The sequence below is a fragment of the Entomobacter blattae genome (genome assembly GCF_014672835.1).
Classification (GTDB): Bacteria; Pseudomonadota; Alphaproteobacteria; order Acetobacterales; family Acetobacteraceae; genus Entomobacter; species Entomobacter blattae.
In genome coordinates, this window is record NZ_CP060244.1 from 1,275,719 (window position 1) to 1,292,064 (window position 16,346).

Genomic DNA, 16,346 nt, shown 5'->3' on the forward strand with positions numbered 1-16,346 from the left:
GCCTTTTAAGTTATCTCCTTTAAGTTGTATTATTTAAGTTTTACCCTTTATAGTTGTGAATATGTGTTGGGGGTTGAGGTTTGTGGATCATCAATATTTGTGAGTGAAAGCGTTTGTAAGTAAAAGCTCAAGTGGGGGGTAAGGTTTAAGAAGGACTCCCTCTACTTGCTTTTACGGAACCTGTTTTTTAATAGGCCTATTCTTAACATCTCATGACTATGGGGCATCGCATGGCTATGGCTCTATTGCCCTGTTTTCTTCGTATGCCAAAAGCCTATTCAGCGCCAAAAATACCCCCCCATACCTCTTCCTTAAAACATCCTTATACTCAAAAAGAGAGGAAAACTCCTCCCACCAAGTCAGAGAACTGACATGGCTCAGAAAAACCTCCCCTTTTATTGGGCCTATAGGGCTGGTTTTTTGTGGAGTGGGGCTTTGTGATGCCTTGATGTGTGTTTCTATTTTTTCTTTTGGTTTCTCTTTCGAATTTTTGGCCCATGCTTTTTGGCTCATGTTTTTGGTCCAGCTTTTGGCTTATATTTTTGATCAGTGTTTTTTGACTTAGTTTTTTTGATCTGGGTTTTTAGTAAAGACCTTTTTCTCCTGAGTTTACGCTTGGTTGATGGAGGGTTATGGAGAGGGGCAAGCTTTTTGTGTCAGCTTTTCAGTAAGCCAATCCCGCTGTGGTATTTTCTCTAAACTTTTATCTTTCCGGCGTATTTATCTTCATCTTTTATTTTCTTTGGGCCTTGATCTTCCTTGGGTATCCTCTCTGGGTTACCCTCCTTGGGCCTTGATCCCAGATTGGATGTAGCATGAAGGGAAGAAATGGCGTTTTAATAGGTTAGAGAAAGCACGTCTACGCCATGCCCTAGATGGTTATTCCTGCTGGAGAAGATTTTGTAAGGAAGAGGCCTGTTATTTGGCAACAACCATTTATTTGGCAGCAACCGTTGTCGAAGTGGGCTCTTCCTTGGTGCAGTCCTTAAAATGATAGGTATGACCATGGGTCGTAAAGTCTAGCGTAGCGTTATCTTGGTCTTGCAAGGATAATTTAAAATTTTTCCCTTGATAGGTCTCTTCAGAAGAGATGGGAATTCGGCTCAGTGTTTCGTTTGTATGGTGGGAGGAGATCGTAACAGATTGCTCTGAGATATTGGTAAGAGAAAAGGAGAAAAAATCGTCATCACAGTAATAGTGGATGCCCTCGGCACGGGCGGGGCCAGCATGGGCCTGTAAGGCGAAGGGGGATAAAAGCAGGGAAAGGGCTGTAAAAGTCACTGTGCTGAGGGGAAGGGCTATCGGGCGAGAGGAAAGATGCTTCATGGGACAGATTTCCTTTTTAAAAGGTACGGGGAAAGCGTGATCAACCTTTTAGTCATGCGTTGATCGTGATGTGCCGAATGGGATCTCGAAATGGGATCTTGAGCGGGGAGGAACGCTAAATATTGTCAGCCAGGCAATAACGGGTGGGCTATCCTTTCTAAAAATGATCGGGGCCTACAAGGGGGGCGGAAGGCGCTGAAATTTCCTGCAACTGGAGGAAAAGGGGCGCGTTCTGCGGATATGGCCTTTTATTTTTCTAGCTTATCGTAAATATTGAAAGATACAATTGGTCTTGCGTGTAATATTACGTAAAAGTGATGGTAAGCCCCTACCTTTTGATGAGGTAGCCGGCCAAAGACCAATAGGGGGCAGATCCTATTCAATAGATCAAAAGGGATCTTCTTGAAGGAAGCGAGTCTGTTTTTCAAGAGAATAGGCTTTTTTTTAAATGGTATAGGCTTTCCCTGACAGAAGATGGATTTTTAACAAGAGAAGAGTCAATGATAAAACATTGTGGGTATGTGGTTGGTATTATGGTATTAATGCTTTCCCTTTCGGCCTGTTTTCATGAAGGATGGGTAAAGGATAAGGCCAGTGTAGAGGATGAGAGGCAGGCTTACGCCCAGTGTGAGCAGCAGGCCTCGGCTTTGAAGGCGCACAAGCAGCAAGTCGCTGTTGAGGCCTGTATGACACGTAAGGGCTGGGAGCGCGTAGAGCTTGCCAATGAGAATGAGTAGCCTTGTACGAAAATGAATAGCCCTACACGAAAAGGGGGTTGTAAAAAGGGTTGGAGATGCTAGTCAGAGGCCGGTGTGAAAGAGCAGTGTGAGAAGGCGCTTTAAAGCTTAAGGAGATTTCCTATTTTCTATACGCCACCTTTGTTCTTCATCGGGTTTTGCGCAATAGTCCACACACGACCTTTGAATTTGTAACAACAGAGCTGGGGGCCCAGGGTACAGTCCTGGCGGGGGGGCGTTATAATGGCCTGGTTCAGGAAATGGGGGAGCCTGCTGTACCCGCCATCGAGAGCCAGGGTTTTTCCGCTTGCAGAGTGTGCAGAGTAGATTATCCAGAAAGGTTTTTTCAAAAAGGGCTCTCTCTTTTGTAGATTTTTCTCTATGTTTTCTCTGAGAGAAGGTATTTTTTCATCAAAGATCAAAAGAACTCGCCAGGTGTTCAGAAGGGTGAGGGGAGTTACCGAAGCTTAGAAATTGTGTTTTTTTGGCCTTCAATAAGGGGTGCAAGGTTGATATAACCTAGGCTTTTCCCTCTGGCTCATACCAAAAATGGGGTATTTTCTATAGGGGAAGGCACTCTTTTTGGAATAATTTGGTCCTAGATACTCAGGCTCTGAAATACTTGGGTTCTGGAATACTCAGGTTTGCCCCTTTGAGAATAGGTTTTCTGGCTCGGCTTCTGCAACACAGGCCTGGAAGTTTTTAACTTCCAGTAAGTGATTTTTGCTCATACTCTCATTCCTATCCCACACTATCTTCCAAGCTGATTTCCAAAAGTTTTTGGGCCTCTACGGCAAATTCCATCGGCAGCTCCCATTCACAATAAGAGCAATGGCCTCTGCAGAGATTGACAGGGCAAGAGGGGGAGGCTGCTGCTCTGGTGGCTTTAGCGTAAACCCGCTCAGACATTAGGGATTGGTATGGAATTTTATCATCTGGTGGGGCTATGGCCAAGGGGGGTAAAGGGTTTTCTTATTGAGAAAAAACGGTATGAGATTATGCTAATAGGATAAAAACATGTGGTAAAAAGAAAAGCCTCTGGAAAAAATCCAGAGGCAGTTTATCAAACAAAGTCTGTAAAACCCATAGAAACAATTGAAACGTCTTTGTAACTAAAGGCTTTACAGCAAGACTTAAAAGTTAAAGGGTATTAAAAAGTGATAAAAACACTAATAAATTATTAATGTTCATTTGGAAAGGGTCATTTTATGATAATATTCCTTAATCTGGGAACATAGACTGCCAAAATAGGCTATTATTCTTAAATTATCGGTGTTTCCTATTTTTTTTATAGAAAATATCTAATAAACTCAGCACTCAAACGGCTCATGGCATAGTTGGTTACCGTAAATAAGAGTGTTGTAAAGTAAGAGTACTGTAAACTGTAAAGTAAGAGTACTGTAAATATAAGGTACCATCAATAAATAGCCAGTTACCGTCAATAAAAGGAGAAGGCATTCCATCGGTCTCTCTATTCTTATAGCCGTTCTTCATCCCTATAACCATTCTTCCTACGCATTGTAAAAGGGTATGGGGCTTGTGCAGACAATAGACCGGCTCAGGGTTTGTGCCAGAGTTTGTGCCAGAGTTTGCGCCAGAGTTTGCGCCAGAGTTTGCGAATGAAGAGGCCTGCTGGGTGGGTTATCAACGTGCATGGTTTTCCTGGTCTCCTTAGGAGGGTGTAACCTTGTGCTAGACTATCATTGCCCTGATTTTCTCGTTGCGCAAAACTGGCCCATTCGGCCAGCCTATGGCCCATTATTTGTAAATCGCTATGGTCTTACTAGCTATGGTTTTATTAAGGGTAAAATGTCTTATTATTGGTGAAATTATTATTAGAAAAATTCCATGATGAAAGGGACAAGATGGCCCAAAAACCAAGCCCTTCTCTACCAGATCTTTTTGAATATCTTTCTAAGGATAGGCCGCCTGCCATTCAGTCCTTAGGGGCGGGGGCTTTTCTGTTTCGTGGGGCGGCATTATCGGCGGCTTCGGCTTTATTGCAGGCGGTGGGACGTATTGCTCAGAGTTCTCCCTTTCGCCATATGGTTACGCCGGGGGGCTATCGTATGGGGGCTGCCATGACCAGTTGTGGGCCGCTCGGTTGGGTAACCGATGCCCAAAAGGGTTACCGCTACGAACCCAAAGACCCGCAAACCGGTCAGCCATGGCCCGCTATGCCCCAGGAATTTTTAGCTCTTTCAACCCATCTGGCCGAGCAGGCAGGGTTTAAAGGATTTGTGCCTTCAACCTGCCTGATCAATCGCTACAGGGCTGGGCAACAAATGGGCCTTCATCAGGATAAGGATGAGGGGGATAGAAGTGCGCCGGTTGTTGCCATTTCCCTTGGGTTGTCGGCAACATTTGCCTTTGGAGGCTTACAGCGGCAAGACCCTGTTCAGCGTTATCGGCTCCACCATGGCGATGGTGTTGTCTGGGGGGGTGCTAGCCGCCTGTGTTACCATGGTATTTCTTCCATAAAAGATGATGGCATAAGGCCGCTCGGGCTGGATGTGCGTATAAGCCTTACCTTCCGTTATGTTGTTATGGTATAGAAACAAGTATGTTGTTATGTTGTAAAAACAAGATGCTCTGCTGGTGGGTGTAAGAAGATAAGATGCTGTCATTCAAGGCATACCGGGTAAAATTAAAAATACGGGCAAAATTAACAATAAAGGCCTTGTGGTGCCCACTCTGGATAAGCTGGTGAATTGGGGCCGTACGGGGAGTTACCGTACGGGGGAGTTTATGGCCCATATGGCCTATGTCTTTTGGGCTGGTCTGTTGTGCGGTGGAGATGATCCATGCCTATAGACCTCGTTATGATTTGGACGGGATGGGAATATTCTCCGAGGCTCTCCTCGGCAACCTGATGTTATGATCGTTGCTGGAACGCTTACAAATAAAATGGCGCCGGCACTAAGGCGTGTTTATAACCAAATGGCAGAACCCAGATGGAGAATTTCCATGGGATCATGCGCAAATGGGGGAGGGGTGGAATTTGCTGTTTTATAGTGGGAATGTTATTGTTTTACGCAGGGAGTTTTTGTAAAAAGCCAGTATGTGGCCATAATTTTATATTATGGTTCTGCCGTATCATTTCTAGAAGGATAAAAGGGTCAGTTTTTTATAAAATAGGTCTTATAAACAGGTTTTATAAAATAGGTTAAGGGGCCAAGCAGGAGGGTGGCCTGTGAAGGATATGAGAGGGTAAGGGGTTATGAGAGCACACTGAAGACCCAAGCAGCCACAGGGCAAAAACAGCCTTTATACTAAGGGGGTGTAGCCAGGGGGTATGGGTCAGAGATTGTAGCTCATGGTTTGTGGGCCAATGGTTGTGGACTGGTGATTGTGGATTAGGGCTTTTGGGTGGTAACAGGCTTTAGAAAAATGGCGGGGTTTTCTGTGTTTTTGTTTTTCTGGCCGAGGCCTATAAGGATAACAAAGAGGAAAAAATAGTGGCAAGTGAAGAGCTGGTTGACCCCACAGGGGAGGAGTCTCATCCATTTCGTCGTTTTATGATTCAGATTGCGATTCCGATTATTGGGGTTATTTTGGTTGTTTTGGTGATTGTTGGTGTAAGCCTTCATTCCTATAACTCCACACGGGAAGGGGTGCTGAGGCTTTCGCACACCATTCTTCTCAACCAGCAACAGCGGGTTTCAAAAGAAGTAGCCGACTTTCTAGAGCCCGCCTCAACAGCAGCTTTCATCCTTGATGATATGATCCACCACAGCCCCATCCGCTATGAAAGGGGCCTGTTCGAGATCTATACCACAAGCCTCTTGCGGAAAATCCCCCAATTTCAGTCCTTCTATCTGGCTGATGAGGATGGCAACTTTGCCATGGTTGAACATATGAGTGAGGGACGCTTGCGTCGCACGCTTCTGCAAAGAGACCCCACCACCCATAAAATGGTCTTCTACCGCCGGATCTATAATCAGGATGGTGTGCTGATCGGCCAAAGCTCCGACCCCAGCAACGGATATGACCCCCGCACACGGCCATGGTATAAAAATGCCGGCAAGGATGGCATGATCCAATGGTATAAGCCGTATTACCTCAGTTACTTGCACGAGGTGCTGATCGCCTCTGCGGCCTCTTTTCAGGGGGCTGATGGCAAGAAAAAAGTCTTCTCAGTGAACATCACCTTAAGCCAGCTGACCACATTTTTGTCTTCCCTACGTTTTGGTACCCATGGGGATGCCGCCATTATTGACAAGGATGGCCACTTTATTGCCGGTAGGCGCCTTTTGGAAGTAGCTCACCAAAAGCAGAAATCCAATGCTGAGTGGGACCCCACCGATACGGTGGTCGATAGCCAGCATACCCCGGTGTTAATGCGCGCTTATGATGACTTTCGTGTCAATAGTTATGGGGTCCGTGAGATTCAAAAGGATAATAAGCGTTATATCATGATTGCAGCAGCCCTTCCCTCTGATACCCAGGGGTGGATTTTGCTGGTGGTGGTACCTGAAAATGACTTCTCTGACTTTACAGCGTCCGATGGAAAGCAGAATTTTCTGTTTTCTCTGGTCATTGTAGGCCTGGCCATTGTCTTGGCAGGCTTGCTTATCCGCCAGGGAAGGCGAACAGAAAAAGCCCGTAAGGATTTTCGCACCCAACAATATATCAACCAACAGCAGGGCCAAATTATCGGAGATTTCGCAAGAGACCCAACCTTGCTCAACCCACAAGAAGAAGCTCTTAAACTCACAGAAGAATTGGCGAGCCTTTCGCATAGCAAGCGCGTGGGTTTATGGCGCTTATTGCGAGATGGCAGCACGTTATTATGCGATGATTTTTACGATGTCCAAGGCGATACCCACACCGGTGGCTTTGAAATTGCCAATGCGGAAATGTCAGCTTTCTTCAGCCTTATTCAAGAAGGGGGGACAGTGCATATTGAGGATGCGAGCAGAGATGATCGGGTGCTGCCTTATTACCGGCAATATATGAGCAAGTTCGGCTCTACCTCGCTTGATATTTTTATTGTCCAGGGTGAGGGCTCTGCCTCAGCTGGGGCGATTGTCCTAGAGGATGCCGAAATTATCCGCAATGTGGCCAATACTGTTGAGCTGGTCGGGGCGATTGTAGCCTTGCGCTTTGCCGTCGCTAACCGGGAGATGATAGGCTATACCCGCAAAGTAGCCTCTCAAAGCCAGCCCGTTATACTGGCCCAAAAAGAGCAAAACCTTATTGGCGAGCAGGGGGTTAATGGGCAGATGTTTCCTTTGGCCCTGCAGAAGCCTCACCAAGCGGGTTCATCCCAATCTGTGCCTGAGGGGGAGGGTGCTGAACTGGCCAACCAGGGGTTCTTCCCCTATGTTGCGGTTATGATGCTCAGCTTTTTGGAATTAAACCAAGTTTCTGCCCATAGTGCTGACACTATTGTTGAAACGGTTAAAACCATGAGCCTGCAGCTTGAAGAGGTGGCTCAGAAATATAACCTTCGGTATATACAGGTGGTTGGCAACCGTATTCTGGCTGCAACGGGGTTTGTCCCTGAAGGGGATTCCACAGCCATTATTCGCTTGGCCAATGCAGCTTTGGATATCCGTGATCTTTGTGCAGCCCTGCTGGGCCAGCTCGATATTGACCCTCTCTTTAAAATAGGCATGGATATTGGGCCCGCTTATGCAGGCCATTTGGGTCAGGCAGGGCAGGTGTTTAACATATGGGGTGGGGTGGTTAAAGTGGCAGAGCTTATGGCCTTTGATGCCCCCGATATTGGCACCATTCAGGTGACGGAAGTGGTTTATGAGAACTTGCGTCATCGGTTCCTGTTCAGGCCTAGAAGCACGTTTTTTGTGCCTGGCAGTGGCTTGGTGCAAACCTATGTTCTGGCGGGGTTGCGTTAACATGATAGGTTGGGCCCCAAAAAAGATGTGGATTGTGCCAGGTCCTATGCCAAGCCCTATGCCAGATCCCTTTATACTGGGCTTCCCAAGGGCTACCTCATGGATTTTAAGCCCTATAGTGGGCGGGTTATGGGGTCGTGAGCAGTGCAACTGTGACCAGTACAGCAGTGATCAGCGCAGAAGAAGTGACCAGTGGGGCAGCGACCAACACAGTAAGGGGAGTGCTCTTAACCAAGCTCGCTTAGCGAGCAGAGGAGTTGCGGAAAGCAACCGTGACGAATGTTCTCAATATTCTCGTGGCCATAAAGGGGAGAGAGAAGACTGCCAGCTTCAAGACCCCTCCCAAGACCTCCCTAAAAAGATAGGCTCCAAAAACACAGGCCCCAAAAAAACACGTCATGAAAAAATGGGCCATGAGAAAACACGCCCTGAGAAAACGGGCCATAAAAAAATGCGCTATGAAAAAGAGGCCCATGAAAAAACACGCCAGAATAAGGCCTGGAACAGGGGGCAAAAGTGGGTTTGTTGTTTTCTTGGCAGGATCCTTCTTGTGCGCTGGGTCCCTCTTGTGGGTATGGTCTCTCTTGTAGGGAATGAAAGTCAAGGAAAGCTTAACCTTTATAAGGGGTTTGAGAACGCAAGGGAAGTTGAAAACGCAGGAGAAAAGAGAGGCGAGTGTAAAAATAAAAACAAGAATAAGAATAAAAATAAAACCCAGCTTACCCCATGGCCTGTCTTCTTCCCTTCTCTTTTAATTCAGGGGCGAAAGATTTTGGGGGCACAGGGCAATCCTGCTTTGGTGAGAAGGCATTATTTTACGGTATCTTTTTTATCTTCTTTTTGGTCTTTATCTTTTTCCTGGGTCTTACCTTCTTTTGGGGGGGGTGCTGTAAGGTCTTTTTATCAAAGGGTTTATTTTAATCAGGGGGTTTATGAGTGGGTTTATGAGTCTGGCCTTTCAGCTCTTAAAGCGGGTAAAGGAGTTTTCTCATGCGCCTAAGCTGGGCAGGGTTGTGGTCTTCACGCTGGTTTATTACGTTTTTTCGCTGGTTGGGCTTTATTGGCCGGGTAACGCGTACGCATGTTCGTTTTTTTCTGGTGCTGGTGGGAACCGCTTGGGGTGTGCTACGCGAAAGTGTGAACCCTTTATCGTGGCGGCGTACGGTGGTTTATGAGTTTCGGCGCACTTTATCGCAGGCGGTTGGTGGGGGGGTCATGAGCACCCTCTTTACGGCCACCCTGACCGGAATAGCCATTATCTCCCAAACCATTTATTGGCTTGGGGTGGCTGGCATGGACCAGATGACAGGCTCGATCCTGGCTACGATCCTTCTGCGTGAGGTTGCCCCCATTTTGGTGGGAATCATCATGCTGGGCCGAAGCGGCATGCTGGCCGTAGCAGAATGTGGACAGCTAACGCGCACAGGCACAATCCGGCTTTTGGAATCCCAAGGGGTAGACCCCTTTACGTTTTTTGTTATGTCGCGGGCATTTTCCTTTACCATCAGTAGCTTTACCTTAGGGATTTTGTTTAGTTTTACAGCACTTTTTGTGGGTTATATCATTAGCTATTCGGTAGGGACAACATCCAGCTCGGTGTGGTTTTTCTTCAATACTGTCCTTTTATCCATGACAGCGTGGGACTACATTCTTGTGCCGTTAAAATTTGTGACCATTGGTTTTTTCATTGGCCTTGGCTCCACATTAACCGGGCTGCTCATTCAAAGTAACGAGAGCGTTTCTTCCCTTTTGCCAAGAGCCTTTGCCAGGGGTATTCTCATGGTTATGTTTATAACGGTGCTGTTTAGCATCAATATTAATTTTTAGGGTAGGCTTCAGGAGTAGGTTATGAGCGGTATTGAACCCCTACTGGAAATGCAAGATGTTCTGCCCTATTTTGAGCAGACCGTCTTACCCCCCGCAATTTATAATTTTAGGGTTTTTGCTGGCCAGTTTATTCTTATAGAATGCCGCAATGCTTTTAGAGGGAATGCTTTTGCGGATATGTGCCTGGGTATGGTGGGTTTAAAGACGGGGAGCATTCGGTTTATGGGGTTGGATTGGGCCAAGCTCCAGCTCCAGCAAAAAAATGCCTTGCGTGGCCGTGTTGGCCGCTATCCCCATATTCAAGGGAACTGGATGAACCTTCTGGGCACCCATTTTAACATTATGTTTCAGCAGCTTCATCACACCAAGCGTGAGACAGAAGAAATTGTTCATGAGGCCACAGCCCTCTCACGGCGCTTTGGCTTGCCGGGCCTTCCCGTTGAAGCCCCAGAAATGTTAAGCGACGTTGATAGGGCTCGTGCAGCCTGTGTCAGGGCGTTTATGGGAAGCCCCTCTCTTGTTCTGTTGGAATATTGCCTAGAAGATTATTTGCCGGAATTAAAAGACCCCTTGTTTCGTACCATTAACAATATGCAAAGCACAGGGACGGCGGTGATCAGCTTTACCAGGGATCGGTTTTTATGGAAGGATTATAACCGCGAGATATCGGGCTTCTACCGCTTACGGACGGAAGGGCTGGTCGTGTCGAGAGGAGGGATACAGTAATGTTTTTATTTAGGCGAACCGATAATGCCCGCCAGCTTGTCCATATTCGCTATACGGATGAATGGGTCGGCGTGCTGGTTTTGATCTGTTTAATTGCCTGTGGGGCGGCCGTGGTGGAAGCGGGTTTTTTAAGGGATTGGTTAACCCCTTCTGCCAGCTTGCGCATCTTGCTGCCAGAAACAGGGGTGGCTAACCTCAGTGTGGGCGATGATGTGGAGGTGTTTGGTATTCATGCCGGTACCATCCGCAAGGTTTCGGTTAACCCTTCTGGTGGGCTCTATGCTGTCGCCGAAATAGACCCCCAGGTGACGATTTATATTCGCCAAGATAGTCAGGCTGTTATTCGCCGGCGTTTTGCCGTGGCAGGGGCCACTTATATTGCCATTAGCCGTGGCTTTGGCCAGGAGTTTGACTGGCACTACGCCGTTATTAAAGCCAACACCGAGCCCAACCCGATGGATACCATAACCCAGATGTTGCTTCAGGTTCACCAAAAGATCCTGCCTATTCTCGATAGTGCCCAGCAGCTGGTAGATAACCTTGATAACGTAACCGGCAATCTGCGGACGGGTAAGGGCACTATTGGCCGCCTGCTCAGCAATGATGACCTAGCGCGCAAGACAGAAAAAATGGTCACCGCGCTGAATGCTGTGGTCAACAACCTTCAACCACTGGAAGGCAAAGCCGGTGCCGTGTTGGGCAGTGCACACCAGGTGATGGGCAATACCAACAAAATCCTTACCCATACCGATGTGATCTTGGCGAATTTGCGCCGTATCTCGCATGATTTGGAGCAGGCTTCTCCGCGGCTGCCTCGATTGGTGAAAAACCTTGATGAAAGCACCAGCAACCTGCCTGCCTTGCTGACCCAAACTCAGTTGATGGTTGACCAGCTTGAAAAGCTCACCCGCCAGCTTCGAGGATTGTGGTATTTGGGGGGAGCGAATACCAAGCCGCGCTCTCAAACAGACCGCCTGCCTGCCCATGAGGTTAACCCATGAGAGAGATGTTTAAAATTCTGTTTCCTCTCAAGGCCCTCCGTATAGTGTGGCCCGGCATTGTTCCCACTTGGCTCTTACCCCACAGCAAACCAGAAGGACACTTTTGGGGTCTTGGCCCAAAAATGGGGCCAGGGCCAGGTTTACGGTCTATCCCTGATCCAAGCTTGCAGCTTAACTCCAGCGCAAGTTTGATAGGAAGGCCAAGGGTTGGCAGAGATTTTGCTGTAGATTATGGCTTAAACCCACAGCCAGGGTGGGAGGGGAATGATCAGGAGAGGTTGAAAGAAAAGGCTGGGACGCAAAAATCTACTCTACAACCCAACAAGAGAACAGACCCAAGGGGAAGGCTAAGCTCAAAAACAAGACTAAGCTTAAGAATGCCACCAAGAATACCCCCGAGAATATCTCTGAAAATATCCTCAAGACTAACTCCAGAGGGAAGAGCGGACATATTAGAGAGAGGAACAGAAATAAAAAAAACACTTCTCGGCGCCTTTTCAGGCCGAGGAGCGATTCTTGTCTCCTTGCAGGAAAGGACACAAGGGCTCCATCAGGGCGTATCCTCTCCAACACCCCTAATGACACACCCAATCACAGTGCCAATCTTATCGAGGAGCGATTCTTGTCTCCTTGCAGGAAAGAAAACAAGGGCCCCATCAGAGCGTATTCCCTCTAACACCTCCCATGACATCCTCAATTACAGCGCTCCAATCACAGCCCCAATGACATATGCTGTAACACAGGCAGTAACACATGCCGTAACATACTTAGGAGCACACCCAGTACCACCTCCTGGAGGAGAGCCCAGAGAACGAGAGCCTAGAGCACGAGAGCGAGAGGTCAGAGCACAGCAGGCAACCTTGGGAAGGCAAGCAGGTTGGAGGTGGTCAGCATCTTTGGTGGGTCTTCTATTCTTGGGGTTGGCCGGGGGTGTGGCAGGCTGTGGGAGCGTTGAAGAGGAAGATCCCTACGATCAAAATCTTTATCTTACCATGCGCGCGGGGGATCAGTCAGCCAGCTTGCAGCGTTATAGCCAGGCAGAACAGCAATATCAGAAAGCCTATTTTGCGGCTGTGGCCAGAAATGATCATGAAGCCATAGAGAATGCCGCCTATAATCTGGCATTAACCCAGTTGGCCCAAAGCCAGGCGCAAGCAGCCCTCAAACAGGTTACCCTAGCCCGGCAGGCTTTGTTGGTGCGGGGGGTTAAAACGGCTTCTGCTCTTGATCTGGTGGCCGCTGCTGCCCAGTTTAGGCTAGACCATTATAGCCAGGCTGCCCTTTTGGCCGAGAGGGCCATGCAGTCTTCTCAGAGTGATATTGCCGAGCGGGCCGCCTTTATCAGAGGGTTAATTGCTGATGAGCAGGGGGACAACCCAACCTTACGGGCCATGCTTGGGCGTGTGGCGCCGCAAGATAAGGATGAAAGTGAGCTCAGCTTACCCCAAAGGGCTGATAAGGCCGAATTGCAAGCCCGCTTTTTTCGTAGATCTGGCCAGTTGAACGAGGCCCAACAACAGATTACGCTGGCCAGTGGGTTTTATCGCCGTGCGGTGGATTACCGCAGTATGGCCCGTAGCTTGGCTTTTGAAGGAGATTTAACTCTTCAGCAAGGTCATACCCAACGCGCCGGAGATTTTTACCTTCAGGCGGCCCAGTCACTTCTTTTGTTGAGGGACGATCACGGGGCAGAAAAACTATGGCGTAAAATTCAGGTTCTGCCGCTTTCGGGTGCATGGAAAAGGCAGGCAGAGAAAAGTATGTCTCGTATTCGTATGGAGTTAATGGATGTTCCGGTCGATATTATTAAAAAACGTGCAGCCCGCCAACAGGAGAACCGCTGGTAGTGCTTTGCGCAATCCAATAGCGGCTTTGGTGGCAACCTTTGTAAAAAAACTTGTTGTCGGGAACGTCCTGCACAGGCAGAAAGAGGGAGGTGACTTCTGGTTATCGGCTGACGTATTTGGTAGATTCTCTAGCAGTTTCTCTGACAGATTCTTTGGCCGCTTTTCTGGCCGCTTTTCTGGCCGCTTTTCTGGCTGGTTATCTGGTCGCTTCTCTGGTCAGTTATTTGGCGGAAGCGCTGCCATTGCACCAGGTGATCCGAAAAAAGCCCTGGTTATCCGCAACCCAACCGCTTTCATAGGGGCTATCCTGTGCGGGGCAAAACAGACCAGGCGGATGTGGGCTTGCCTGGCGTTGATCGGTCTGGTTGGGTGTTCCTCAACGGGAGATTATGGCCGCAATCGTCCTAAGGATACTGTCTGGCGCAAAAAAACAGATCCCGGCACTCAGTATGACCCCTATTACCATTCTTCTATCAAGCAGGGCAGTCTCTCACAAGTGCATTCTGGGGTCGATACTCCTGCAGAAATCGATCCCCATGCCCACCATAATCCCAAGCAGATTTTTAGATATTCCCCCATTTTGGCAGAGCCGAACAGAAATCCCTATACTGAGTAATAGGCCCCTGAGTAATATGTTTCTGAGTAATATGTTTCTGAGTAATACTCCCTTGGGAAAGGTGGTCGGCCGCTTATTTTGTACTCATAAGGACTCTCCTTAGTCTATTGGGTGAGGCAAGTAGTCCAGGCATTTTCTTATATCCTTCATGGAAAAACGGACTTGAAGAAGACCATGCTGGTGATGTGGACAAGGCCTGACGTCTTCGAAAAGGTTGGAGTAGAATAGGGGAAAGATGGTCATGAAGTCCCCTACTGGCGCCTCTCGGAAAGCCGCGTTTGAGGAAGGAAGGTGATGTCGGTAATGCGGAAAAGGGCCTGATGGTTCAGAGGAGATAGGAGTAAAATAGGGAGGGGAAGACAGTGGTGAGGCACCCCCTACTAACATCTCCCGAAAGGGGGTTAGCCGCCGGTGAGCGAACCTTCGGGGCGGTACAGACTACTAAGCATCTCACAAAAGGGGGGTAGCCTTTTCTGTAATAGAAGGACTTCTATAGCGGTTGGTTGAGAGTGTGGGGCTAAGCAGAGCGTGAGAGCTGGCTTGAACCCACCATCGCGCAGCTTCCGTTATTTTTTGGAGGTGATTGGCCCCAGTCAAACTGCCCACCATCCACCATGCAGGGTTCTGATTCAGGGTAACGGGATGCGGTTAGGCATTAGAAAAATTGGTTAGACATTAGAAAATTTTAGAGTGGTATTTCAAGGCTGGTTCCACAGAAAGAGGATTGTGGGACTGTTTCTGTTTAAAGCTCCTTAAGGGTGGATTGCTTGCTCACAAAGGCTGCATTGTCTTTCTTTAAGCCCGTAATGGTGACAGCCAGATGGTTGTTTTTCATTTTGGTGACAATGGTATCCAAGGCGCCGGTGGCAGTAACATCCCAGAAATGGGCATCACTGAGGTCTATCTTCACGTTTTTAACGTTATCGCGAATTTTAAAGGAATTTTCGAATAAGGTGGAAGAGGCAAAAAAGATTTGCCCCTTTACCGTGTAAATCCTGGTGGTAGCATCTTCTGACAGGGTACTGCTGACTTCGAGTAAGCGGCTGAGCTGCCAGGCAAAGAAAATACCGTTGAGCATGACCCCCACAATCACTCCAATGGCCAGGTCTTTGGTGGCGACCACCACGATGACTGTTGCCAGCATGCACAGGGTAGAGGTTTTAGGATGGAAGGTTATTTCCCTTAAGGAAGACCATGAAAATGTGCTGATAGAGACCATGATCATAATTGCCACCAGCACCGCTACTGGAACCTGGGCCACAAAGGGGCGTAAAACATCCATCAGCAATAATAAAAAAGCCCCGGCCATAAAGGTCGAAAGCCGCCCCACACCCCCATAGCGTAAATTGCCCACGGTTTGGCCAATCATGCCGCAACCGGCAATACCACCAAAAAAGCCCACGGCCATGTTGGCAATCCCCAGGCCCGTACATTCCCTACGCTTGTTACTATGGGTTTCTGTCAGGTCATCAACGACAGTAGCCGTCATTAAGGATTCCAAAGCCCCCACTAAAGCCATCGCAGCGGCATAGGGCACAATAATCTCCAGGCTTTCGAATGTTAAAGGAATATGAGGCCAAACCAGCCCGGGAAACCCAGTGGGTAACGCCCCCAGATCGGCTACTGTGTGGAGGGGCATGGGATAAACCCAGTAGAGAGCCGTCAGCGCTATAATGGCAATCAATGGTGAAGGGATAAGAGTTGTCATAAAGGGAGCCAGATAAATAATGGCCAGGCCCAAGGCGGTTATCAGATAGGTTTGCCAGTTTGCCCCCAGAAGATGGGGAAGCTGGGCTGAAAAAATAAGAATGGCCAAAGCATTGACAAAGCCCGTACGAACAGGGCGTGAGACATACTGCATCAGCACATGTAGGCGCAACAGCCCTATCAGCACTTGAAAGAGGCCAGCAAGGATGGTTGCAGCAAACAGATAGTCAATTCCATGGCCCCGCACCAAGGCGGCAGCCACCAATGCAACAGAACCCGCAGCCCCTGAAACCATGCCCGCTCGCCCACCGGTAAAGGCAATAACAATGCTGATGATAAAGGTGGCGTAGAGCCCTACTTCCGGGGCTACACCGGCCACAAAGGAAAAGGCGATGACCTCGGGGATGAGGGCAAAGGTGCTGACCATTCCGGCTAGAATATCTTGTCGGATATTGCCAAGCCATTCCTGGCGATAATGCGTAGGGGTCATTATAGCTCCTGTGATAAAGGGGGTGGTGATGAAGGGGTAATGAAGGGTGAGTGTGGTAAAAAAGGGGTTGTGGGTCGTCATTTGGTCTAAAGGGGGTGTTTCAGCTGTGATACTGCAATATTCTTTCTATTGTTCTATTGTTCTATTGTTCTATTGTTCTATTGTTCTATTGTTCTATTGTTCTATTGTTCTATTGTTCTATTGTTCA

The 16,346-nt window shown here is 48.2% G+C and carries 11 protein-coding genes and 1 pseudogene; 10 read left to right on the forward strand and 2 right to left on the reverse strand.

What is annotated here, in order from left to right:
* Window positions 1-936: 936 nt before the first annotated feature.
* A complete protein-coding gene (locus tag JGUZn3_RS05625; RefSeq protein WP_203414666.1) occupies window positions 937-1,326 on the reverse strand; it encodes a hypothetical protein in 390 nt (129 codons plus the stop codon).
* A gap of 500 nt (window positions 1,327-1,826) precedes the next feature.
* Here JGUZn3_RS05625 and JGUZn3_RS05630 point away from each other — a divergent pair, with 500 nt between their 5' ends.
* From JGUZn3_RS05630 to JGUZn3_RS05675, 10 genes and pseudogenes are all read left to right on the forward strand, one after another.
* Window positions 1,827-2,063: a hypothetical protein gene (locus tag JGUZn3_RS05630; protein WP_203414667.1), complete on the forward strand. Its 237-nt coding sequence runs from the start codon at window positions 1,827-1,829 to the stop codon at window positions 2,061-2,063.
* 1,865 nt (window positions 2,064-3,928) lie between these two features.
* Window positions 3,929-4,618 (forward strand): DNA oxidative demethylase AlkB, encoded by a 690-nt coding sequence (alkB, locus tag JGUZn3_RS05635; protein ID WP_203414668.1) that lies wholly within the window; start codon window positions 3,929-3,931, stop codon window positions 4,616-4,618.
* A gap of 61 nt (window positions 4,619-4,679) precedes the next feature.
* Window positions 4,680-5,057: pseudogene (nuoB, locus tag JGUZn3_RS12430) on the forward strand (NADH-quinone oxidoreductase subunit NuoB); the annotation flags it as partial.
* A gap of 464 nt (window positions 5,058-5,521) precedes the next feature.
* The gene (locus JGUZn3_RS05645; protein WP_203414669.1) at window positions 5,522-7,924 is read left to right on the forward strand and encodes an adenylate/guanylate cyclase domain-containing protein; all 2,403 of its coding nucleotides are present in this window, start codon (window positions 5,522-5,524) and stop codon (window positions 7,922-7,924) included.
* A 34-nt stretch (window positions 7,925-7,958) separates the two neighbouring features.
* Window positions 7,959-8,924 (forward strand): hypothetical protein, encoded by a 966-nt coding sequence (locus tag JGUZn3_RS05650; protein ID WP_203414670.1) that lies wholly within the window; start codon window positions 7,959-7,961, stop codon window positions 8,922-8,924.
* Window positions 8,915-9,751: an MlaE family ABC transporter permease gene (locus JGUZn3_RS05655; RefSeq protein WP_203414671.1), complete on the forward strand. Its 837-nt coding sequence runs from the start codon at window positions 8,915-8,917 to the stop codon at window positions 9,749-9,751. The genes JGUZn3_RS05650 and JGUZn3_RS05655 overlap by 10 nt, the downstream gene beginning before the upstream one ends.
* 21 nt (window positions 9,752-9,772) lie before the next feature.
* Window positions 9,773-10,477: a P-loop NTPase family protein gene (locus JGUZn3_RS05660; RefSeq protein WP_203414672.1), complete on the forward strand. Its 705-nt coding sequence runs from the start codon at window positions 9,773-9,775 to the stop codon at window positions 10,475-10,477.
* The gene (locus JGUZn3_RS05665) at window positions 10,477-11,478 is read left to right on the forward strand and encodes an MlaD family protein (protein ID WP_203414673.1); all 1,002 of its coding nucleotides are present in this window, start codon (window positions 10,477-10,479) and stop codon (window positions 11,476-11,478) included. The genes JGUZn3_RS05660 and JGUZn3_RS05665 overlap by 1 nt, the downstream gene beginning before the upstream one ends.
* 899 nt (window positions 11,479-12,377) lie before the next feature.
* Window positions 12,378-13,325: a hypothetical protein gene (locus tag JGUZn3_RS05670; protein WP_203414674.1), complete on the forward strand. Its 948-nt coding sequence runs from the start codon at window positions 12,378-12,380 to the stop codon at window positions 13,323-13,325.
* Window positions 13,326-13,329: 4 nt separating this feature from the next.
* Window positions 13,330-13,941, forward strand: a complete 612-nt coding sequence (locus tag JGUZn3_RS05675; RefSeq protein WP_203414675.1) for a hypothetical protein — start codon at window positions 13,330-13,332, stop codon at window positions 13,939-13,941.
* Window positions 13,942-14,683: 742 nt separating this feature from the next.
* Here the strand turns inward: JGUZn3_RS05675 and JGUZn3_RS05680 are convergent.
* Complete coding sequence (locus JGUZn3_RS05680; protein ID WP_203414676.1) at window positions 14,684-16,138, reverse strand: SulP family inorganic anion transporter; 1,455 nt, start codon at window positions 16,136-16,138, stop codon at window positions 14,684-14,686.
* Between the last annotated feature and the right edge of the window lie 208 nt (window positions 16,139-16,346).

What these genes read in the sequence shown, in the direction of transcription:
- JGUZn3_RS05625 (WP_203414666.1), bottom strand. Translation starts at nt 1,326, where the DNA reads ATGAAGCATCTTTCCTCTCGCCCGATAGCCCTTCCCCTCAGCACAGTG.
- JGUZn3_RS05630 (WP_203414667.1), top strand. Translation starts at nt 1,827, where the DNA reads ATGATAAAACATTGTGGGTATGTGGTTGGTATTATGGTATTAATGCTT.
- alkB (WP_203414668.1), top strand. Translation starts at nt 3,929, where the DNA reads ATGGCCCAAAAACCAAGCCCTTCTCTACCAGATCTTTTTGAATATCTT.
- JGUZn3_RS05655 (WP_203414671.1), top strand. Translation starts at nt 8,915, where the DNA reads ATGCGCCTAAGCTGGGCAGGGTTGTGGTCTTCACGCTGGTTTATTACG.
- JGUZn3_RS05660 (WP_203414672.1), top strand. Translation starts at nt 9,773, where the DNA reads ATGAGCGGTATTGAACCCCTACTGGAAATGCAAGATGTTCTGCCCTAT.
- JGUZn3_RS05665 (WP_203414673.1), top strand. Translation starts at nt 10,477, where the DNA reads ATGTTTTTATTTAGGCGAACCGATAATGCCCGCCAGCTTGTCCATATT.
- JGUZn3_RS05680 (WP_203414676.1), bottom strand. Translation starts at nt 16,138, where the DNA reads ATGACCCCTACGCATTATCGCCAGGAATGGCTTGGCAATATCCGACAA.